The following is a 21,147-nucleotide window of genomic DNA, read 5'->3' as shown; positions in this document are numbered from 1 at the left end:
ATCGATCACGGTCCCTGGGGGACCGAGGGGATCGGAGGCGGGGGATCATCCGGCGGCGGCGGGGGTGATGTCGCGGAGGCGGGGGGCGCGGTCGCGCGACGCCCGAGGCGCCAGCACGCGATGCGGGGCCGCGGATGCGCGAGGGTGGTCGCGGCACGTCGCGACGCGCGAGGCGCCGATCGCGAGGCGGGGGCGTGAGCGTCAGACGCCGTCGCGCGCGATGCGCGACCAGAGCGCGCTCGCGCATGCGCGCCACGCGGGATCGTCGACGCCGCGATAACGCGCGTAGGCGTAGGCGAGCGAGAGCACGTCGGCGCGCGCCGCGTCGGCGAGGCGCGTCGGATCCTCGATCGCGATGCCGTGCTGCGTGAGCTCGTGGCCGACGACGTCGGCGCGACCCGCGCGCTGCACCCGCTCGAGCGCCGCGGGATCGAGCGCGAGTCCGGTCGCGGCGCCGAGCACCTCGATCTGCTTCGCGCGCTCGCCGCGCAGCTTTCCGGGCCCGAGCAGCAGCACGATCCACAGCGCGAGCAGCGCGACGCTCAGGAGCCACTCGGGCCGCGCGAAGTCGACGCTCTCGCCCCACATCAGCGCGAAGGGCGCGACGAACGCGAGGATGGGCAGCCAGACCCGCAGGTGGCCGAGCGCGACGCTCGTCGGGTGCAGCGGCAGGTCGATGCCGCTCCAGCGCACCGTCGTCGCGTTGCCGTGACGCGAGACCTCCTCGCTGGTCACGTACATCGTGCGCAGCGGGAAGAGCGGCCCGATGAACGACACGAAGATCGTGCCGACGAAGTGCCCCTCGCGCGTCTCGTGCACGCGACCCGCCATCATCTCGAGCATCGCGGGCATCGTACGTCGGGACGTCGCTCGCCTTCACGCTCCGCGATACCTTCCCGCGCATGCTCCACGAGGTCATGACGCGCGTGCTCCGGCCGCTCGATCCGCCGCTCGCGTTCGAGCGCGCATCGGACTGGTGGGAGGACCATCTCGAGGCGACGAGGTACTTCGAGCGTCCGGTCGATCGTGCGATCGCGGGCGCGGCGCGCGTCGATCGGCTCGGCTTCGCGTTCGCGGGTGGATACGCGGCCGCGCTGCGGGCGCTGGTGCCCGATCTGCCCGCGGACGCGCCCGCGTCGCTCGCGGCGACCGAGCAGGGCGGCGCACATCCGCGCGCGATCGAGACGACGCTGACGCGCGAGGGCGATGGCTGGACGCTGAGCGGTCGCAAGAACTGGGTGACGCTCGGCGCGCCGGGGCGCACCGACGGCCTGGTGCTCGTGATCGCGCGTCTCGCGAAGCCGAGCGGGGATCGACCGGAGCTGCGTTTGGTGCGTGTCGCGGCGAGCGCGCCGGGCGTGACGATCACGGCGCTCGGAGAGATGCCGTTCGTGCCCGAGATCCCGCATGCGGCGCTCGCGCTCGAGGGCGTGCGGGTGCGCGACGAGGACGTGCTGCCGGGCGACGGATACGACCAGTACCTGAAGCCGTTCCGCACGGTGGAGGATCTGCACGTGCACGCGGCAGCGCTCGCGTGGCTGCTCGCGATCGGCGCGCGCGCGCGATGGCCGCACGAGGTGCGCGAGCAGATGCTCGCGGCGCTGATCGCGACCCGCTCGCTGACGGAGGCCGATCCCAGCGCGCCCGAGACCCACGTCGCGGTGGGCGGCGTGATCGCAGCGACGCGCGGCGTGATCGAAGCGTGCGAGCCGTGCTGGACGTCGGTCGACGACGCGACGCGCGCACGCTGGGTGCGGGACCGAGCGATCTTCGGGGTCGCGTCGAAGGCGCGCACGCAGCGCCTCGCGAGCGCGTGGACGCGCCTGGAGGGGGAGCCGATTCGAGGCGCGTGAGCGTTCGCGTTCGCGTTCGCGTGGGCGTGAGGGGGAGCGTGTCGCGTGAGCGTGAGCGTGAGGGTGTCGCGTGGGCGTGAGGGTGTCGCGTGGGCGTGAGCGTGAGCGTGGGCGTGAGCGTGTCGCGTGAGCGTGAGCGTGAGGGTGAGGGTGAGGGTGAGGGTGAGCGTGGGCGTGAGGGTGTCGCGTGAGCGTGGGCGTGAGCGTGTCGCGTGAGCGTGAGCGTGTCGCGTGAGCGTGGGCGTGGGCGTGAGGGTGTCGCGTGAGCGTGAGCGTGAGGGTGAGCGGGCGCGGGAGCGGCAGCGTGAGCGTGAGCGGCAGCGTGAGGGTGAGCGGGAGCGGGAGCGGGAAGCGTGCGCGTCGTACGAGAACACGTCGGGCGCGATTGCAGCGCCCGACGCGCTCACGTTCTCTCTCTCTCTCTCAGCGCGCCGCGCGTGCGACGCGAACGAGCACTCCGACGACGTGGCTCAGCTCCGCGCGCAGTGCGGGATCGACGTCACGCACGTAGCCGAGGTCTTCTGCGCAATCGAGACATCCGAGCACCTCGGCACCGCTGCCGGCCGCGTTCCAGTAGCGCGCGTGTCGATTGCGTCCTTGTGACTGCGAGCCTTCGCGGATGTTGAGCACGATCGACGTTCCTGCGCGGCGCATCTGTCGTGCGAGATCGGAGTCGTGCTTCTCGATCTGCGTCGCGATCGCGCCGATGCGACGAAGTGCCTGCCGTGCGGTGGGATAGATAGCGAGCATCGTGACCTCCTCGCCCCGTGTCGGGCCCACCACACCCGCCGTGGCGCGCAGGACGTGTCCGGGACGCGGAGCGAGGACGGCGCGAACGCGCCGCCCGCAGCACAGCGCCGCGCGGAGCCGCGCGGAGCCACGCGCAGCGGAGCGAGCATGGCGAGCACGGCGAGCACGGCGGTCGCGAAGCGACCGTCCTGGACGCGTCCGAGCACCGCGGCACGCTGAGAGTCCCGAGCCGCTCTCCCGGCCGATGCCGAGACGGCAGATCGCCCCCGCACCAAACCAACACGCTCACGCTCACGCTCACGCTCACGCTCACGCTCACGCTCACGCTCACGCTCACGCTCACGCTCACGCTCACGCTCACGCTCACGCTCACGCTCACCCTCACGCCCACGCTCACGCTCACGCGACACGCTCACGCGCACGCTCACGCGACACGCTCACGCTCACGCTCACGCTCACGCGACACGCTCACGCGAGCGCACGCGTCACGGATGCGCGCGCCGCGGGTCCAGCTCGAACATCACGTCGTCGACGTAGCAGTAGCTCCACGTCTCGCCGGGCTCGACGGAGGTCACGATCGGGTGCCCGGTCGCCCGGAAGTGCTTCGTCGCGTGGCGGTTCTTCGAGCTGTCGCAGCAACCGACGTGACCGCAGGTCCGGCACGCGCGGAGGTGCACCCAGGTGTCGCCCATCGCGAGGCACTCCTCGCAGCCGCGCCCGGCGGACGGGATCCCGGTCACCTGGTCCAGATGGCTGCAACGTCGCGACATCGAGCACCTCCTCGCGCTCCCGCGGTGCAATCGTGGCTCCACCGCCGTTCGTGCGAGAGTGGGCCCGTGCGAACGTGCTTCCTCCTCGCGATCGTGATCGCCGCGTGCGGCGGCGCGCCTCCCGCCGTCGACGAGCGCGAGGCGCGGATGCCCTGTGATCCCATCTCGACGGAGCGTCCGGCCGAGGTGCCTCCAGCGCAGTCGATCGCGGCGACCTGTGGGAACGGGCGCGTCGAGGACCACGCCGTCGCGTGCGTCGAGCGCTGCCACGGTGGCTGCGACCGCGAGATCACGTGCGCCGTCGAGTGCAACCACGCGCGCGAGGCCTGCGACCTCGCGGACGTGCGCGGCGAGACCTGCACGTCGCGGGGCTTCGCGAGCGGCGCGCTCGCGTGCCGTGCGGGCTGCGCGGCGCTCGATCTGTCGGAGTGCGATGCGTGCGCGACGGCCGCGTGCCGCACGATCGATCTCGGCGCGCTCGCGCCCTCCGAGGACGATCTGCGCCTCGTCGCGCTGGGACGGGCGGTGCGTGCGTTCTGGACCGCGGAGGTCGACGACGAGCCGCACCTCGTCACCGCGCTCGTCGAGCCCGGCCCGGCGCTCTCCCCACCGATCGATCTCGGCATCGAGGTCGCGCGAGAGATCGTCGCGAGCTCCTCCGCGTGGATCACCCTCGGCGAGCTGAACGGCGCGATCGTGACCCGCACGATCGACGCGCGGGGACGCATCGCCACCGCGCCGGCCGGCATCGCACCCGACGTCGGGACCTATCGCATGCTCGCCGTGCCCGCGCGCGACGGCGCGCTGATCACCGCGGGAGAGCTGGGGAGCAACCTCGTGCCGGTCGTGCTCGTCGATCGGCGCGGCACGGTGGTACCGCTGCCGGCGCGCGGCGCCGTGCACGCGATCGGAGCCCGTGATCGCATGGCGATCGTGCCGGTCGGCGAGGGCCCCGCGACGGTGCAGCTCGCGGGCGCTGAGTCGCTCGCGATCGACGCGCGGCCCGGAGATCGGCTCGCGACCTGGATCCACGTGGCCGAGTCGTGCGCAGGCGGTGCATGGTGCTACGGCGGCGCGGCGCTCCTGCGCGACGGATCGATCGGTGTGCCGACCGCGGGCGCCGCGCCGCTCGATCCACCCGCGCTCACGATCGCGGTGGGCGGAGTGACCCGCGTCGCGTTCGCGGAGGACGCGGACACGATCGACGGGTCCCGGGCACCTCGCTCGCAGGTCGTGATCGATCGATCGCCGTTCGCGCCGGCCGTCCCGACCGAGCACGTCGTCCGCGCCGGCGACGTGATCGCGGCGCGCTTCGATCCCGACGGCGAGGGCCCCGAGGCTCCGCGCGTCCTCGTCGCCTCGCTGCGGTGAGCGCGGCCTACCGATACACGCCCGCCGGCGCCGCCGCGCCGACTCCGCGCATCCCCCGCGCGGCCTCGCACATCGCGCGCACGAGGGCGCCCACTGCGCGCGGATCGTGCGCCACGCCGTCGATGTGCACGCGGATCGCCCCGTCGTCCGCGCTCACGTCGCGCGCGAGGCTCGAGATCCGCACGATCGCGTCCGCGGCCTCTCCGCCGAGCGCGCGGCGCGCACCGGCTTCATCGGTCGCCTTCACCGTGAAGAGCGCGTCGAACGCCGCGACGCCGACCTGCACGTCCTGCGCGCCGAGGAGCTTCCCCAGGTTCTGCGCGACGCCGGTGCGGTACACCGAGAGCCCCAGCCCGAGCGGCGGCTCGAAGCGCGCCTCGGCGCGCGTCACCAGCGCGCCCTTCTCGGTCGTCACCACGACCTGCACGCTCGTGTCCGCGACCCGCCCGTAGAGCTGCGAGCGCGCCGCGTCGTAGGTCATGCCCTCGGTCGTCGCGATCGCGCCCCACGCCCCGTCGAGCGCGTGCTCCCACGACGCGCGCCATCGCCTGCGCGCCGCGACCAGCGCGTGCATCACGCGATGCAGGCAGTCCAGCCGCGCGCCGAGCTGCGGCGCATCGAGCGCCCACTGATCGTGTTGCATGAACCCCTGCCCGTCGGCGAGCGCGAAACGACCGATGCGGCACGCCTCGAGGATCGGCGGGCCGACCATCGGCTCGCGCAGCACGGCGCGCGCATGATCGGTCTCGAGCGCCTTGATGCGCAGCGCCGCGTCGAGCGCCGCATCACCGAGCGTCACGTCGTTCGAGAGCCCCGCGAAGTCGAGCAGATCCCCGAAGAACGCGGTCTGCTCCGAGAGCTCGAGCCCCATGCGCAGCGGCGGATCGGGGTACGCGTAGTAGCGCGTCACGTTCACGCGGCGCCGGCTCTTGCCGCTGCCGCGCGACTCGCTCGTGAGGTGCACCCGCACCGCGATGCCGTCGCGCACCGCGACCGCCTCGTGCGTGCCCTGCAGCGTGAGCCCGAGCGCCTCCGCCGCGCGCGCGAAGCGCTCGCGGTTCTTCTGCGCCTGCTTCTGCCCGAGCACGACGAGCAGCACGACGAACGCGACGAACGCGCCGCCGATCGCGAGCATCACGACGAGCCCGAGGAGCGCTTCCATCCGCTCAGCCCCGCCGCACCCAGTCGGCCTGCTCGCGCGTGAGCAGCACGTGGCTCACCACGTACGTGCGCGCGACGTGCTCGCGATTGCCCTGCTGCGTGCGGTGCACGTGCGCGAGGCAGAGCGTGTTGGTCTCGCCGCACCCGTTGCACACCGCGAGGTCGACGACGAGGAACGGATTGTCGTAGGGCTGCGCGCGCGGGACCTCCGTCAGCACGCGCAGATCACGATCGTCGAGCCGCGGCGCGAGCTCGCGCTGGGCCGACACCGGCAGGCGCATCACGTCGGGGATCGGCGAGCACCAGCGGTCGCACTTCTCGCAGAACACGCCGCCTGCGGCGCCGTGGGCGACGAAGGGCACGATGCCGAGCACGAAGATCGCCTCCATCACCCAGCAGATGCCGAGCATCACGCCGCTCACCGCCTCGCCGCCGCCGCTGCCGATCGACCACGCGCCGGTCTCGTAGATCCCGGCGATCATCGAGATCAGCGAGGGCGGCCAGAGCACGTCGAGGAAGGTCAGCCCGGGGACGTCGGCGCGCGCGTACGTCGCGTACGTCCACGGGATCCACGAGAGCGCGTACGACCCCGCGGTCGCGAGGAACGCGATGCCGGTCGCGATGAACGGGCTCCGCACCTTGGCTTTCTTGAGGATCCACGTGATCCCCGCGCCCATGCCCGCGCCGTAGACGATCGGCAGCAAGAACGCGAGCTGCACGACCGGCACGTAGACCATCGCGTACGCGTAGACGAACGCCATCACGAACGCGATCGCAGCGCAGACGGCGAGCGCGGGCGGGAGCCAGAGGAGCGAGACGCGGTTGGAGTGCCGGTAGTGCGTCGGCGGAATCATCGCGTGTCGAGGCTCTCACGCGCGCGCAGCGCACGTCGACCGCCGGCTTCGGAGCGCGAGGACGACCGGGCGTGCGTCACGCTCGACCCACAAACGATCCCCAGCGCTCCACAAGTTATCCACAGGTTCCGTGGATAACTCGGTCGCCACCCCCTGCCGCGTTTCGCCTCGATGACGCGTCGCGCCCCAACCGGAAACAGGGAGATGCCGAACCGGTCACGATACGCGCGTTCTCGTCACGCGTGCGCCACACACGACACCCGCGTGGGACCACCCACGTGCTGCGCGGACGTCACCTCGGCGCGCCCGCTGCGGCGGTTATGCTGGCGAACGAATGCGTCTCCCCGAGCTCTCGCGCGAACCGCTCTCCGGAAGCCGCGCGTTCTTCGCCGTCGAGTACGAGCCCGCGACGAACGAGGTCGTGCTGCTCGATCAGCGCCTCCTGCCCTCGGAGATCCGCTATCTGCGACTCCGCAAGGCGGACGAGGTCGCGGACGCGATCCGCACGATGGTGGTGCGCGGCGCGCCTGCGATCGGGATCACCGCCGCGTACGGGCTCGCGCAGCTCGCGGTGCAGGAGCGCGGCGAGGCCGCGGTGTTCCTGATGGCGATCGGGGTCGCGGGGCGCGCGCTCGATGCGACGCGTCCGACCGCGGTGAACCTCGCGTGGGCGATCGCGCGGATGGCGCGAATCGCCGCCGACGTCGCGAAGCTCGAGCCCGAGGCGCGCGCGGCGCGGATGATCGCGGAGGCCGAGGCGATCCATCGCGAGGACGTCGCAGCGTGCAAGGCGATGGGCGCGCTCGGCGCGAAGGACGTCCCGATCGGCGCGACCGTGATCACGCACTGCAACGCGGGCGCGCTCGCGACGGGTGGCTACGGCACCGCGCTCGGTGTGATCCGGGCCGCACACGCGGAGGGACGGATCGCGAAGGTGCTCGCGTGCGAGACGCGTCCGTATCTGCAGGGCGCGCGGCTCACGTCGTGGGAGCTCCACCACGACGGCATCCCGGTCGAGGTCATCACCGACTCGATGACCGGTCACTTCCTGTCGCGCGGCGAGATCGGGTTCGCGGTGGTGGGCGCGGATCGCATCGCGGCGAACGGCGACGTCGCGAACAAGATCGGCACCTACGGGCTCGCGGTGTTGTGCGGCGCGCACGAGGTGCCGTTCACGGTCGCGGCGCCGTGGAGCACGATCGATCGCCGCACGCCGGACGGTCGTGCGATCCCGATCGAAGAGCGCTCGCGCGACGAGGTCGCGAAGGTCGGCGCGAGCGTGCTCGTCGAGGACGGGATCCCGTGTCGCCATCCCGCGTTCGACGTGACGCCCGCGCGCCTGGTGCGCGCGATCTACACCGAGCGCGGCGTGATCCGGACGGCAGAGGGCGAGACGCCGGAGACGGTGCTGCGGCGATAGCGATCAGATCCCGTAGCGCGTGGTGACGACGAGCTCGCCGCTCGGCGTCTCGCGGAGCGGGAACGCGGCCGACTGCCAGCTCGGGAGCGAGAGCGAGGGGCGCACGTTGTTCGAGAACCCGTAGCCCTCCTGCGGGATCCCGAGGAAGTCGCGGTCGAAGCGACCATCGCCGTCCTCGTCGTGCGCGAACGCGAACGCGTAGCGCCCGGGCCGCGCCGTCAGCTCGCAGCGCGCCTCACGACCGCGGATGCGCACGTGGCACGCCGCGACCTCTTCGCCCGCGCGCACCCACCGCTCCGGTCGATCGAAGAGCGCGCCCATCACCTGCCCGCGATCACTGCGCAGACCGCGCACCCGGAACACGAGCGCGAGCGCCTCGCTCGCGGGCGCCGGTCTCGCGAGCGTCCCTTGCTGACCGAGCGCGCTGCCCGCGAAGAGCGTCAGCACCAGCACGAACGACACACCCACAGCCACCGCCGATGCTCGCTTCTTCACCGCCACGAGCCACCTCCGCCGCGCGTCCAGAGCTGCGCGCTCGCGCCGGAGATTTGCGACGTGCGTGCCAGTCTCGGTGCTCACCATCTGCGTGGCGGCCGGCCACGTGCGTGTCAGCGAGTGTCGCGCTCGCGTCCGAGGCGCCGAGCCCCGAGGCGCAGCGAGTTGAGCACGACCGTCACCGAGCTCATCGCCATCGCCGCGGCGGCGAGCGCCGGTCCGCTGGTGCCGGCGACGACCCCGAAGCCGCCGAGCGCCGCGAACGGCACCGCGACGAGGTTGTACGCGAAGGCCCACGCGAGGTTCTGTCGCACCACGCGCATCGTCGCGCGCGCGAGCGCGATCGACTCGGCGATGCGCACCGGGTCGGGCTGCGCGAGCGTCACGCCGGCAGTCTCCACTGCGGCGGCGGCGCCGCTCCCCATCGCGATGCCGACGTCGGCCGCGGCGAGCGCGGGCGCGTCGTTGACGCCGTCGCCCACCATCGCGATCGCGCCGCCGGCACGCAGCGACGCGAGCGCCTCCGCCTTGTCCTCGGGGCGCATGCCGGCGCGCACCTCGTGCTCCTGCAGGCCGAGCTCGTGCGCGATCGCGCGCGCGCTCGACGCGTGATCGCCGCTGAGCAGATGCAGCTCGAGCCCGAGCGCGCGCAGCGCCGCGATCGCGTCGGCGCTCCCCTCGCGCAGCACGTCGCGCACCGCGAAGAGCGCGGCCGGGCGCTCGTCCACGCGCACCAACACGACCGTCGCCGCCTCGGCGCGCTCTGCGTGCAGCGCCGCGCGCGCCGCGCCGTCGAGCGACGCCTCGATCGTCTCGTCGATCGATCGCACCTCGACCGCGCGGCCCTCGACCACGCCGTGCACGCCGGTGCCCGGCGTCGCGATCACCTCGTGCGCGTCGGGCACGTCGAGCTTCTTCGCCATCGCGGCGTCCACGATCGCGCGTGCGATCGGATGCTCGCTGAGCAGCTCGACCGCCGCGGCGAGGCGCAGCGCGCACACGTCCTCCTGGCCCGCGATCGGATGGGTGCGCACCAGCTCGGGCCGTCCCTCGGTGAGCGTGCCGGTCTTGTCGAGCGCGATCACCCGGACGCGCGCGAGCGCCTCGATCGCCGCGGCATCGCGCACGAGGATCCCGTGTCGCGCGGCGCGTCCGATCGCGACGGTGATCGCGGTGGGCGTCGCGAGGCCGAGCGCGCAGGGGCACGCCACGACCAGCACCGAGACGCCCGCGATCAACGCGGGCTCGAGGCCGCGCTCGAGCAGCCACCATGAAGCGGTGGTGAATCCGGCGATGCCGATCATCACCGGCACGAACACCGCGCTCACGCGATCGGCGACCCGCACGATCGGCGCCCGCGACGCTTGTGCACGCTCCACGAGGCGCTCGACGCGCGCGAGCTCGGTGCCCTCCCCCGCTGCGACGACCGCGATCCGCAGCGCGGTGCCTGCGGCGAGCGTCCCCGCGAGCACACGATCGCCCGCGGCGCGCCGCACCGGGACGCTCTCGCCGGTCAGCCAGGACTCGTCGATCCACGCCTCGCCCTCGAGCACGGTGCCGTCGGCCGGGATGCGCTCGTGCGCCCCGACGCGGACCTCGTCGCCGGGGCGCAGCTCGCTCGCCGGGATCACCGCCTCGACGCCGTGACGCAGCACGCGCGCGGTGGTCGGACGCAGCGCGGCGAGGGCGCGGATCGCCGCGCTCGCGCGCTGCTTCGCGCGCTCCTCGAGCGCCCGCCCGAAGAGCACGAACGCGACGATCATCGCCGCGGTCTCGGCGTAGGTGTGCACGTGCATCGCGTGCCCGAGGTGTCGGATCGCGATCGCGATCGACACGCCGAGCGCAGCGAGCGCACCGAGCGCGACGAGCGTGTCCATGCTCGCCTCGCGCGCGATCGCCTCGCGCGCCGCCTTGCGCAGGATCGGCCATCCCGGCCCGAAGGTCGCGATCGCGGCGAGCCCGATCTCGAGCCAGGGCGCGCCGGGCACCCCGGGGATCATCGCGGCGCCCATCGCGAGCGCAGCGAGCACCAGCGCGATGCCGGCGCGCCACGACTCGGGGCGCAGCGAGCGCGGCTCGCCCGCTGGCGCCGTGACGTCGACCGGCGCCAGGCCATAGCCGAGGGCCTCGATCCGCTGGATCAGCGTCTCCGGCGCGACGTCCTTGCGGCTGGTCACCCGCGCGCGCTCGCGCACCAGATCGACCTCGCAGCCCTCGACGCCGTCGATCTTCGAGAGCGCACGCTCGACCCGCTTCGCGCAGGTCGCGCACGTCATCCCCCGCACCTCGAAGGTCCTCGTCTCGACCGCGTCCACCGGCGATCCCTACGGCCGTCCGCGCCTTCCGGCCATGCTGACAGATGCGGGCCGGTGTCTACCTGAGCGCGGAATGGCCCCGCGCTTCCAGCGTCTCCGACTGCGTCATCCGTGGCGCCGCATGGCGCTCCACGCGTGGAAGCGACCGGCCGATCCCAGCGTGTACGGCTTCCTCGATCTCGATGCGACGCGCGCGATCGCGTGGATCGAGGAGGCGCGCGCGCGCACCGGCGTGCACGTCACGATCACGCACCTCGTCGGCAAGGCCGCGGCGATGGCGCTCGCGGCGCGGCCCGACGTGAACGCGATCGTGCGCGGCGGGCGCGGGATCTGGGCGCGCGATCGCGTCGACGTGTTCTTCCAGATCGCGCGCGACCGCGGCGAGGATCTCCTCGGCGCGCTGGTGAAGGACGCCGACGAGAAGGATCCCGTCGCGATCGCGACCGAGCTCGAGCACCTCGCGAAGCGCGTGCGCGCCCATCGCGATCCTTCGCTCGACCTCACGTCGCGCTTGATGGAGCGCCTGCCCGATCCGCTGATCGGCCCGGCGATGCGCGTCGCCGAGACGCTGGGCTACGACCTCGGGCTCGATCTGCGCCGGCTCGGGATCCCCTTCGACGCGTTCGGCAGCGTGATGATCACGAACGTCGGCACGTTCGGGCTGACCAGCGCGCTCGCGCCGCTGGTGCCCTTCGCGCGCACGCCGCTGGTGATCACGGTGGGCGCCATCCAGGACACGCCGGTCGCGATCGACGGGCGCGTCGAGGTGCGCCCGGTGCTCGAGCTCGGCGTGACCCTCGATCATCGGATCCTCGACGGCTTCCAGGCGGGCCAGCTCGCGACGCGGTTCCGCGAGGTGCTCGAAGACCCCGCCCGCGCGCTCAGCGCGTGATCAGGTCGACCTCTTCGAGGAACGCGCGCATCGCGATCCACGAGCGACGATCCGCGCGCTCCGAGTACATCGTGCGCCCGGGATCGTTCGCCGCCGGGTTCGTGAACGCGTGCGTCGTGCCGCCGTAGGTGTGGACCTCCCAGTCCGCGCCGAGCTTCGTCATCTCGGTCTCGAACGCGAGGAGCTGCTCGGGCGTCGCGAGCGGATCGTCGTGGCCGTGCAGCGCGAGGATCTTCGCGCGGATCGGGCCGACCTCGAGCCCCTCGGGCGGATCGAGCACGCCGTGGAACGTGATCACGGCGCGCAGCTCCGCGCCCGCACGTGCGAGGTCGAGCACGCACTGCCCGCCGAAGCAGAACCCGATCGCGCCGAGGCGCGCCGCGTCGACGCGAGGATGCGCGCGCACCGCGTCGAACGCCGCGAGCATGCGCGCGCGGAGCAGCCCGCGATCGCGCTTGAGCGGCGTGCTGAGCTTCACGCACTCCATCGCGCTCGTGCCCGTCACGCCCTTGCCGTAGACGTCGATCGCGACGCCGACGAGGCCGAGCTCCGACGCGATGCGCTCGGCCTTCGCGCGCTCGAAGTCGGTCTGCCCGCGCCACGTCGGAGCGATCAGGATCGCGCCGTGCGGGCCCTCGCTCGGCGGGAACGCGAGGTGCGCTTCGAAGGTGACGCCGCCGTGGGTGTGCTCGAGCTTCTCGATCATGGCCGCAGCATCGCACGGCGCTCACGACGCGCGGGGAGCCACGTGCCAGGCGATCATCGCGACCCACGCGCAGTAGGCGACGACGAGGGCGCGGTTCGCGAGCCCGACCACCGCGATCACGCCCTGCGGGAGCGTCGTCACCGTGTCGGGCTCGGCCGAGACGTCCCCGCCGGCCTGCACGAACGTCGTGATCAGCAGCGCGAACGCGACGGCCAGGAGCACGACGCTCACCCAGGTCGAGTGCGCGGCCCAGCGGAGCGCCGCGCGCTCGCGCGCCATGGGGCCGGTGATCAGGAGCGCGGCGATCGGCAGGCTCGGGATCCCGATCAGCGCAGCGAGCGAGTGCAGCGGGTGCTGCACGTCGAACACCGACGCCATCGCCTGCCCTGCGCCCGCGAGCACGAGGAACGCCCACCCGATCTGCGCGCGGCGCGTGACGACGCGCGCTCGCAGTGCGACTGCGAGCGCCCACGACGCGAGCGCCCACGCGAGGAACATGAGCGAGAGCACCCAGCCGAAGCGGCCGTATGCGTACTCGCTCACCATCCGCCACGTCGGATCGAGCTCGGGGCTCAACACGTGGAGGCTCGAGAGCAACCCGAGCGTGGCCGCGGCGGCAGCGATCGCGAGACGCGCCGGGACCACCGACGGAGCGCTCGAGCTCTCGACGCGCGCGACCGCGCTCATCGCGCGTCCCGCGCGAGCGACACGACGAGCTCGTCGAGCTGGCGCATCGTCTCGCGCATGCCGTGCTCCATGCCCGACGCGAGCGCAGCCTCGCGCGCCTCCGCGGACGGATAGAGCTCGTGCGACACGAAGCGCGTCGTCCCTTCGTGGTCCTCGAACGTCACGGTGACCACGGCGTGCCCGGCGTCGGCCATCGGCTCGAACACCTGCGTGTAGACGAGCCGCGTCGGTGACGTGACCTCGGTGTACGTGCCCGAGAACGCGAAGTCCTGGCCGCCGGCGCGCGTCACGAAGCGATAGCGACCACCGACCCGAACGTCGGCCTCGCACGACGTCACCTCGCAGCCCAGCGACTTCGGCGCCCACCACCGCTTCACGTGCTCGGGCTTCGTGTACGCCTCGAACACGATGCGCGGCGGCGCGCGGAACGTGCGCGCGATGATGATCTCTCGATCACCCCGGAGCTCCATCGACGTCTCGCTCATGGCCTTCATCCTTTCTTCTTCCGACCGCGGGCCTTCTCGTCCCGCTGCAGCTCCGCGACCAGCTCGTCCATCGCGTCGAGCCTCGCGTCCCAGATGCGCCGGTAGCGCTCGAGCCACTCGTGCAGCTCGCGCAGCGGTCGCGCCTGGAGCGCGTACACGCGCTGCTGGGCGCGCGGCTGCACGTCGACGAGCCCCGCCTCCTTGAGCACGCGCAGGTGCTTCGACACCTGCGGCTGGTTGAGGTCGAGACGCTCCGCGATGTCGTTCACCGGGCGCGGCCCGGTGCGGAGGAGCTCCACGATCCGGAACCGATTCGGCTCGGCCAGCGCGGCGAAGGACTCGTGCATCACGAGGACGTATATACGCACGCATGCATATGCCTGTCAACGCATATGCAGCATGGAGCATGGGCGCCGCATCGGCGGCGCCCTGCGATCAGCGGAAGTAGGGGCGCTCGGGCGCGAAGAGCAGCGCGCGGACTTGCTCGCGCCACGATGCGGGCGCGCGATCGCCGAGCACGATCACGCCCATCGCGAGCACGTGCCCGCGCGCCCCGAGCATCGCGCGCGCCGCGATCGCCTCGAGCGCGGCGGGATCCTCGGCGAGCGCCGGAGACGCGAGCAGCTCGGCGAGCCCCTCGTACACACGCTCGTCGTCGCTCGCGCGCAGCGGCGCGAGGTACGGCGAGGGATCACGGTGCTCGCGGATCGCGAGCGCCGCGAGCGCGTGGAGGCCGGCGGGGCCGAGCGATGCGGGATCGATCGCGAGCCCGCGCTGCACCAGATCGCCCGTGGCCCCGTCGGACGCGGCCGCGAGCGCGACGAGCCCCGCGCGCGCATCGACCTCGGGGACCACCATGTCGATCGACTGCACCGCATCGGGCACCGCGCCCGACGCGAGCCGCCGGTACGCCGCGAACGCGGGCGGATCGTCGTCGCGCGGGAGCCCCTCGATGCGCAGGAAGAAGTCGAGCATGCCGCCGCTCCCGTCGGGCGCGTCGATGAACGGGTGGGCGCCCGCGGGGTCGTGGTGGAGCGCCGCGCCGCGCTGGGTGCGCAGCATCTCGGTGCGCGCGTAGTCGAGCACGCCGCGGAGCGCCGGGGTCTGCACCGCGGTGCTCCACGCGACCAGCGCGTCCTGCCAGCGCGATGCGCGCGCGAGATCGTGCGCGACCGCGAACGCGGTCCAGCCGTTCTCGGGGTGCGCCGCGTAGAGGCGGGCATACGCCGCGCGGCGCGCCTCGGGATCGGTCATGCAGCGGGCCGCGAGGTACGCGAGGTCGGCATCGTCGGGCTGCTCCGCGGCACCCGCCGTCGCGCGCGGGCACACCTCGGGATCACCCGCGTCCTGCAGCGCACGCGCGACGAGCACCGCGCCCGGCTCGAGCTGCGCGCGCTCTCGCAGCACCGGGAGCATCGCGGGCATCTGCGAGGCGAACGCGACCCACTCGCCGATCGACGCCGACTCGATCGGATCGAAGAGCACGTGCGCGCGCATCATCGCGAGGCGCTCCTCGTCCGACGTCAGCGCCGAGAGCTGCGTGCCCGGCGGCGCGCTCACCACGGCCTCGAGCACCGTGCGGCGCGCCGAGCTGCTGTGCGAGCTCACCGAGACGGACGTGGGCGGTGCTTCGAACACCGCGTCCTCGTCCGCGACACGCCATCGCGGCGCGCCGAGCACGCGCTCGGGCGGCGGCGCGCCCGGCCCGTACACGGCTGTCCACTGCACGAGCACCGTCGCGTGCGCGACGTTGTACGCGTAATCCGCGAAACCACCGCCGACGCTCGCCTCGAAGTCCTCGACGACCCGCCCGTCGCGCGTCGTCGTGATCACGTGCGCGTGGTCCGATGCGTCGTGATCGATCGTCGCCGCGCCGTGCGCGCCCACGTCGACCTCATCTCCGTCGATCGACACCACGACCGGGATCGGCAGACCGTTGAACACGTGCACGGTCGATCCGCCGATGCGCCCGCCGATCAGCAGCGCCGGCAGCAGCAGCGCGCTCGCCACCGCGAAGCGCGCCGCGCCGGGGAGGAAGCCGTCGGCGGTCTGGAAACGATCCCACCACCCGAGCTTCTTCTGGCGCTCGCGCTCCGCGCCGACCACGCAGGTGCGATATCGCTCGGGCACGCGCGCGGGCTCGGGCGCGTCACCGGGCTCGATCCCCTCGCGCAGCTGTCGCGCGATCGCCTCTTCGACGTCGAGCAGCGCATCGAGCGTCGCGTCGGCGAGCGCCTTCAGATCACCCGACGCGCCCGCCGCCCATCCGTCGACCTTCTGCAGCCAGTCGCCGAGGTTCTCGGGGTGCGGGTCGTTCATCCCCAGCGAGTCCTCGAGCACCGTGAACCCGCCGAGATCCGCGAAGCGCGCGCGCACCGCGGGCGGCAGCACGAGCTGCGGCTTCTGCGACCACACCTGCTCGAGCACGTGCTGCAGATCGTTCGACGCCGCGAGCACGCGCACCCGCTCGTCGTTGCTGACGCTGCCGTCCGCGAGGACGATGCGCAGCACGTGGTGCAGGTGCCCGTGCGCGTCGGCGAGATCGCGGAACGCGTGCGTCGCGTAGTGCAGCAGCGCGTGCAGGCTCTCGAGGTACGCCTCCCACCCCTGGCCGAGCAGGCGCGCCGCGTCGAGGTGCACCGCGCGGCACGCGCGATCGTGCTCGAGGATGCGCGCCTCGATCTCGCGTCGCTCCGAGCGCACGCCCTCGATCACCGACGCGAGCTCCTTGCGCGGGATCTCGCGACCTCGGTAGCGGATCACGCCGCCCGGCGCGGAGAGCACTCCGTCCGAGAGCCCTTCGAGCAGCGACTCCTCCTCGCGACGCTCGCGGTACTTCGCGAGCTCGTCGCCGAGCGAGCTCGGATAGAGCGCGTCGAACCGCGCGACGAGCGCGTCCCGATCTCCGTCCTCGCGATCGATCGAGACCATGAGCTCGGGTGACTCGTGGTACGCCGCGATCGCGCGCCCGAGGTACGCGCCGCGATAACGCGGATCGAGCGACGCGCGCGCGAAGCGCTCCTCGAAGCGCGCGAGGGTCTGGGCCGTGGGCACCGGCTCCGCCGACGCGTTGGGGATCTTCGCGAAGAGCAGCGCGAGGAAGCTCCGCGTGATGTCGCGACGCAGCGTCTCGGGATCCGCGAAGAGCGCCCACGCAGGACGGGGATCGAGCGCCGAGCCGAGGTAGATCGCCTTCGCGTGCTCCTCGCGCTCGCGGTTCGGCGGGTGCGTCATCCACATGCGCGGCGGCTGCGCGAGCTCCGAGTCGAACACGCGATGCGACGATGCGCGCTGGGGACGCTCGGGCGTGAGCCCGAAGCCGGGCTCGCTCAGGATGCGCCGCAGGTGCTCGAGCGCGGCCGACTGCACCGAGAAGAGATCGGAGACCGGACGCCCCGCGACCGCCTCGTCGTGGATGAACGCGATCGCCTCTTCCCACGCCTCGTCGGCGGGCCCGAGCCGATGCAGCGCATGCACGAGGCTGTCGCTGCCGCTGACCGACACCGCGACGCGATCCGCCTGCAGCTCCATCTCGCGCCCGAGCGCGCGATGCGCGAGCACGACGACACGGAACACCGTGTCGAGCACCGAGCGGATGGCCCACACGAAGAGCCGCATGATCCACCCGATCCACGCGACGCGGATGTCGATGTTCGAGATGAACGACAGGAACCTGTCGAACACGCCGCGCGAGACGATGATGTGCCCCGCGATCTGCTGCGCGACGTAGACCCACCGCCCGACCGCCATCGTGCGCTGCGCGAAGTGCCCGTACTCGTGCGCGATGACCGCCTTGAGCTCGTCGAGCGTGAGCGCGTTCACGAGCCCGAGGCCGAGCTCGAGGTTCTTCTTCGACGGGAAGATCAGGTTCCAGAACGAGAGGTCGTAGAAGACGCTCGCGTTCACGCGCGCCGACACGAAGACGCGATGCGGGCGCGGCGCGCCGGTCTCGTCGGCGAGGCGACGAAGGAACGCGAAGAGCAACGGCTCGCGGTGCTCGTCGAGCTCGACGAGCGAGGGGTCCTTCGCGTGCTTCACGACGAAGAGACCACGCACCAGGAACGCGATGAAGAAGAGCGCAGGGAGCGAGAGCGCGCCCGCGAGCAGCACGTTGCCGCCGTGGAGGATCGCGTTGCCGAGCAGGCGATACACCACGCGCGCGAGGTACGCGATCAGCCCGAGGTAGACCGCGACGAAGCCGAAGAGCCCCGCGCAAGCGAGCCAAGCGCTTCGCTTGTACGCGGCCGACGCGGCCGTGAGCTCGGCCGGAGGAGCGCTCGGCGCAGGCGGGAAAAGATCGTCGAGCGTCGGCTTGCGTGATGGCTCGTTCTCACGCGCCCAGGACTCTGCGGCTCCCATGTTCGTGCTCCTTCCGATTCGTTCGCACGAGGACGCGAGCGTATCGCGAGCCGGTGCGAGGTACGATGACCGCGTGGGGGGTTTCGTCGCGCCGGAATGCACGGCGTGCGGCGCGTGCTGCACGTCGTCGTCGCCGCAGCACGCGCGCGTCACGGGCGACGACTGGTCGCGGCTGGGCGAGGATGCGGAGCGCTGGACCGAGTGGATCGGGAACCGCGCGTTCATGCGCATCGAGCACGGCCGCTGCGTCGCGCTCGAGGCCCGGCGCGACGGTCGCTTCGCGTGCCGGATCTACGAGCGCAGGCCCGCAGTGTGCCGCGAGCTCGAGCGCGGATCGCCGGCGTGCGACGCGGAGATCACGCGCAAGGCGGCGCGCATGCGGCGTCACCTGCCGCTGTGGATCGGCTGATCAACCTTCGAGCGCGCGCTCGCCCGAGGGCCACACCGCGATCGCGCCCGGCCCGCGCTGCTTCGCGGCGCGAAGCGCGTCGTCGGCACGGCGCTCGAGCCGCGTCGGGCTCTCCGCGCCGTCCCACTGCACCACACCGCTGCTCGCCGTGAGCTCGAGCACCTCGAGCCCGGCTCCGAGCTCCGTCACCGGCTTCCCGAGCGCCTCGCCGATGCGATCCGCCATGCGCTCCGCATCGTCGGCGTCGTACTGCGGGAGCACGATCACCAGCTCGCCCGCGTCGCGCCGGATCACGACGCCGCGCGCCCGCACCACCGCGAGGATGCGATCGACCGCCACCCGGAGCAGCGCGTCGATCGCGGCGCGTCCCAGCTCCTCGCGCAGCTCGGGCAGCGGATCGAGATCGAGCGCGATCACCGAGAGCGCCACGCGCCCTTCCCGCGCGCGGTGCACCTCGCCCGCGAGGCGCGGCGCGAGATAACGCGCGCCGAACGCGCGCGTGCTGGGATCGCGCAGCGCGATCTCCTCGAGCCGTGCGCGCTCGATCGGCGAGACCGCGATCGACGCGAGCAGGATCGCGAGATCCTCCTTCGACGCGTCGAACGCGCCGAGGCGCTCGCTCGTCACCACGAGCACGCCGATCACCACGCCCGAGATCGAGAGCGGCACCGCGAGCATCGACTGGATCGCGAAGCCCTGCCCGCGCACGTCGACGAAGCGCGGATCGCTCGAGACGTCGTCGATGCGCACCGTCTCGTTGTGATCGACGACCCAGCCCGCGACGCCGACGCCACGACCGAACGTGACGGGCCGGTACTGCACGCCGGTGCCCGCTCGCGCGCCCGAGAGCAGCTCGGTCCCGGTCTCGTCGAGCACGCGGATCGAGGCGTGCTCCGCCTCGAGAAGGGCCAGCGCAGCGCGCGCGACGCGATCGAGCTGCTTCTCGAGCGAGGTCTCGTTGACGAGCGCTCGATGGAGGTCGATCAGGACGTGGAGCGTGACCTTCGCGTCGATCACGGGGCGAGCGTACCAACTCGCGCGCGCAGCGTCGCGCCCGTTCGAGCGTGGTACAAGCAGCGCCTGGTGCGCCGGCTGCTCCTCGCGCTCGCCCTCTCGTCGATCGGCGCGATCACGACCTCGGCGTGTGCCACGCGGCAGCTCGCGCGCACGGTCGGTCGCGGGCGCACCGAGGTCGGCGTGCTCGTGGGAGGACCGCTGCAGAGCAACCTGGGCTTCGCAGCGCCGGTCCCCGAGCACCGCGTGCACGGCCGCTACGGGCTCACCGACGAGCTCGATCTCTCGGCGAGCGTGCCGCTCACGCCGATCGTGTCGTCGATCCTCGCCCTCGACGTGGGGTTCGTCGCGCAGATCGTGCGCTTCCCACGCTTCGCGATGTCGGCGTCACTACGCCTGCACTGCGTGTACGACCTCGACGACGGTTGGAACGACACCTACTACCCCGAGCTCGGCGTGCACATGGAGCAGCGCGTGGAGCGTCGCCTCGCGATCATCGCGGGCACCAGCGCGCTCGTGCAGGCGTCGCCGCCCGATCAGCGCCCCGGCGTGTTCCTCGCGCCCTATCTCGGGCTCGAGGTCCTGCTCGGTGAGCACGCGCTCTCGCTCGCGCTCGGCTGGATCAACCCGTGGATGGACGGGAGCTCGATCGTCACGTGGGAGCCCGCGGGCTTCGGCGCGATGACCGTGACCTTCGGCTGGCGCATCCAGCCCGGCGGCGTGCGATGAAGCGCGCGCTCGTCATCGCCACGCTCGCGTTCGCCGCATGCGTGCAGATCGAGACGTTCTTCTTCGCGGGCCGCTCGATCGACGCGTATCGCTGGGACGAGGCCGCGCCCGAGCTCGACGGAGATCTGAGCGACGCGCATCCGTCGATCGTGCCCGCGGCCGATCGCATCGAGGGCTTCGTGTCGCTCGACGACGAGCGCGAGGTGCACTGGGTGTTCGCGCGTCGCCCCGGCGCGACGACGACGTTCGTCTACTCGCACGGCAACGGCCCGCACCTCGGGCGCTTCTGGGATCGCGTCGAGCGCCTCTGGGAGCTCGGCCACCACGTGCTGATCTACGACTATCCGGGCTACGGTCGCTCGACCGGCGAGAGCAGCGAGGCCGCGCTCTACGAGTCGATCGATGCGATCTGGGAGCAGGTCGTGCCCTCGATCCCCGAGATCGATCCCGAGCGCACGCTGCTCTACGGGCACTCGCTCGGCGGTGGCCCGACGTTCCACCTCGCCGCGCGCGCCCAGCACGCGTCGCATCGCCCGCGCGGCGTGATCGCCGAGTCCGTGTGGTGCTCGATCGAGGCGCAGATCCAGGAGGGCGCGTTCCTCGATCTCCCGCGCGAGCTGCTCGCGCACCTCGAGATCGACAACTGCGCGCGCACCGCGGAGCTCGACGCGTCGACGCCGATCACGCTGCTCCAGGGCACCGAGGACGACGTGACCTCGCCGCGGCAGTCCGAGCTGATCGAGAGCGCGGCGACGAGGGCACCGGTGACGCGCATCCTCGTCGAGGGCGCGCACCACGCGGACCTGCCGAACGTCGCCGGAGATCGTTATCGCGAGTGGATCGACGAAGCAGTGGCTCACGCGCTCTCGCGGTGAGC

The 21,147-nt window shown here is 72.5% G+C and carries 20 protein-coding genes; 7 read left to right on the top strand and 13 right to left on the bottom strand.

What is annotated here, in order from left to right; genetic code table 11:
• Positions 1 to 201: 201 nt before the first annotated feature.
• Positions 202 to 843 carry a hypothetical protein gene (locus I5071_RS01600; RefSeq protein ID WP_236520091.1) on the bottom strand — a complete coding sequence of 214 codons (642 nt, stop codon included), beginning with the start codon at positions 841 to 843 and terminating at the stop codon, positions 202 to 204.
• A 59-nt stretch (positions 844 to 902) separates the two neighbouring features.
• Between I5071_RS01600 and I5071_RS01595 the strand changes: the two genes are divergently transcribed.
• The gene (locus I5071_RS01595) at positions 903 to 1,853 is read left to right on the top strand and encodes an acyl-CoA dehydrogenase family protein (protein WP_236520090.1); all 951 of its coding nucleotides are present in this window, start codon (positions 903 to 905) and stop codon (positions 1,851 to 1,853) included.
• A gap of 423 nt (positions 1,854 to 2,276) precedes the next feature.
• On the opposite strand, the gene I5071_RS01590 is transcribed toward I5071_RS01595, so the two are convergent.
• Together I5071_RS01590 and I5071_RS01585 are read right to left on the bottom strand one after the other, a co-directional pair.
• The gene (locus tag I5071_RS01590; protein WP_236520089.1) at positions 2,277 to 2,633 is read right to left on the bottom strand and encodes a four helix bundle protein; all 357 of its coding nucleotides are present in this window, start codon (positions 2,631 to 2,633) and stop codon (positions 2,277 to 2,279) included.
• A 455-nt stretch (positions 2,634 to 3,088) separates the two neighbouring features.
• Positions 3,089 to 3,373 (bottom strand): UBP-type zinc finger domain-containing protein, encoded by a 285-nt coding sequence (locus I5071_RS01585; protein ID WP_236520088.1) that lies wholly within the window; start codon positions 3,371 to 3,373, stop codon positions 3,089 to 3,091.
• Between the two features lie 66 nt (positions 3,374 to 3,439).
• Here I5071_RS01585 and I5071_RS01580 point away from each other — a divergent pair, with 66 nt between their 5' ends.
• Entirely contained in the window at positions 3,440 to 4,744 is a 1,305-nt protein-coding gene (locus I5071_RS01580) for a hypothetical protein (protein ID WP_236520087.1), read from the top strand.
• Between the two features lie 7 nt (positions 4,745 to 4,751).
• Here I5071_RS01580 and I5071_RS01575 read toward each other — a convergent pair whose 3' ends face one another.
• Complete coding sequence (locus I5071_RS01575) at positions 4,752 to 5,906, bottom strand: hypothetical protein (protein ID WP_236520086.1); 1,155 nt, start codon at positions 5,904 to 5,906, stop codon at positions 4,752 to 4,754.
• A 4-nt stretch (positions 5,907 to 5,910) separates the two neighbouring features.
• Complete coding sequence (locus tag I5071_RS01570) at positions 5,911 to 6,759, bottom strand: hypothetical protein (RefSeq protein WP_236520085.1); 849 nt, start codon at positions 6,757 to 6,759, stop codon at positions 5,911 to 5,913.
• A 334-nt stretch (positions 6,760 to 7,093) separates the two neighbouring features.
• On the opposite strand from I5071_RS01570, the gene mtnA reads away from it, so the two are divergent.
• Positions 7,094 to 8,179 (top strand): S-methyl-5-thioribose-1-phosphate isomerase, encoded by a 1,086-nt coding sequence (gene mtnA / locus I5071_RS01565; protein ID WP_236520084.1) that lies wholly within the window; start codon positions 7,094 to 7,096, stop codon positions 8,177 to 8,179.
• Between the two features lie 3 nt (positions 8,180 to 8,182).
• Here the strand turns inward: mtnA and I5071_RS01560 are convergent, their stop codons facing one another.
• On the bottom strand, positions 8,183 to 8,653 hold the full coding sequence (locus I5071_RS01560) for a DUF2141 domain-containing protein (protein WP_236520083.1): 471 nt from the start codon (positions 8,651 to 8,653) through the stop codon (positions 8,183 to 8,185).
• Positions 8,654 to 8,787: 134 nt separating this feature from the next.
• Positions 8,788 to 10,989: a heavy metal translocating P-type ATPase gene (locus tag I5071_RS01555; RefSeq protein ID WP_236520082.1), complete on the bottom strand. Its 2,202-nt coding sequence runs from the start codon at positions 10,987 to 10,989 to the stop codon at positions 8,788 to 8,790.
• 73 nt (positions 10,990 to 11,062) lie between these two features.
• Between I5071_RS01555 and I5071_RS01550 the strand changes: the two genes are divergently transcribed.
• Positions 11,063 to 11,881 carry a 2-oxo acid dehydrogenase subunit E2 gene (locus I5071_RS01550; protein ID WP_236520081.1) on the top strand — a complete coding sequence of 273 codons (819 nt, stop codon included), beginning with the start codon at positions 11,063 to 11,065 and terminating at the stop codon, positions 11,879 to 11,881.
• Here I5071_RS01550 and I5071_RS01545 read toward each other — a convergent pair.
• The 5 genes from I5071_RS01545 to I5071_RS01525 all read right to left on the bottom strand — a co-directional run bounded on the left by I5071_RS01545 (position 11,871) and on the right by I5071_RS01525 (position 18,118).
• The gene (locus I5071_RS01545; protein WP_236520080.1) at positions 11,871 to 12,587 is read right to left on the bottom strand and encodes a dienelactone hydrolase family protein; all 717 of its coding nucleotides are present in this window, start codon (positions 12,585 to 12,587) and stop codon (positions 11,871 to 11,873) included. The two genes, I5071_RS01550 and I5071_RS01545, sit on opposite strands and share 11 nt — an antisense overlap.
• 21 nt (positions 12,588 to 12,608) lie before the next feature.
• A complete protein-coding gene (locus I5071_RS01540; protein WP_236520079.1) occupies positions 12,609 to 13,274 on the bottom strand; it encodes a DUF998 domain-containing protein in 666 nt (221 codons plus the stop codon).
• On the bottom strand, positions 13,271 to 13,759 hold the full coding sequence (locus tag I5071_RS01535) for an SRPBCC family protein (protein WP_236520078.1): 489 nt from the start codon (positions 13,757 to 13,759) through the stop codon (positions 13,271 to 13,273). The genes I5071_RS01540 and I5071_RS01535 overlap by 4 nt, the downstream gene beginning before the upstream one ends.
• A 5-nt stretch (positions 13,760 to 13,764) precedes the next feature.
• Positions 13,765 to 14,106, bottom strand: a complete 342-nt coding sequence (locus I5071_RS01530; protein ID WP_236520077.1) for an ArsR/SmtB family transcription factor — start codon at positions 14,104 to 14,106, stop codon at positions 13,765 to 13,767.
• Positions 14,107 to 14,194: 88 nt separating this feature from the next.
• Positions 14,195 to 18,118 carry a M48 family metallopeptidase gene (locus tag I5071_RS01525; RefSeq protein ID WP_236520076.1) on the bottom strand — a complete coding sequence of 1,308 codons (3,924 nt, stop codon included), beginning with the start codon at positions 18,116 to 18,118 and terminating at the stop codon, positions 14,195 to 14,197.
• Between the two features lie 73 nt (positions 18,119 to 18,191).
• Here I5071_RS01525 and I5071_RS01520 point away from each other — a divergent pair, with 73 nt between their 5' ends.
• Positions 18,192 to 18,527 (top strand): YkgJ family cysteine cluster protein, encoded by a 336-nt coding sequence (locus I5071_RS01520; RefSeq protein ID WP_236520075.1) that lies wholly within the window; start codon positions 18,192 to 18,194, stop codon positions 18,525 to 18,527.
• Here the strand turns inward: I5071_RS01520 and I5071_RS01515 are convergent, their stop codons facing one another.
• Positions 18,528 to 19,544 (bottom strand): diguanylate cyclase domain-containing protein, encoded by a 1,017-nt coding sequence (locus I5071_RS01515; protein WP_236520074.1) that lies wholly within the window; start codon positions 19,542 to 19,544, stop codon positions 18,528 to 18,530.
• On the opposite strand from I5071_RS01515, the gene I5071_RS01510 reads away from it, so the two are divergent.
• Together I5071_RS01510 and I5071_RS01505 are read left to right on the top strand one after the other, a co-directional pair.
• Positions 19,500 to 20,270: a hypothetical protein gene (locus tag I5071_RS01510; RefSeq protein ID WP_236520073.1), complete on the top strand. Its 771-nt coding sequence runs from the start codon at positions 19,500 to 19,502 to the stop codon at positions 20,268 to 20,270. The genes I5071_RS01515 and I5071_RS01510 overlap by 45 nt on opposite strands.
• Entirely contained in the window at positions 20,267 to 21,145 is an 879-nt protein-coding gene (locus I5071_RS01505) for an alpha/beta hydrolase (RefSeq protein ID WP_236520072.1), read from the top strand. The genes I5071_RS01510 and I5071_RS01505 overlap by 4 nt, the downstream gene beginning before the upstream one ends.
• The last annotated feature ends 2 nt before the right edge of the window (positions 21,146 to 21,147 follow it).

The organism is Sandaracinus amylolyticus, from assembly GCF_021631985.1.
Lineage (GTDB): Bacteria > Myxococcota_A > Polyangia > Polyangiales > Sandaracinaceae > Sandaracinus > Sandaracinus amylolyticus_A.
Note: the sequence above shows the minus strand (reverse complement) of the source record. Positions and strands in the feature narration are given on the sequence as shown.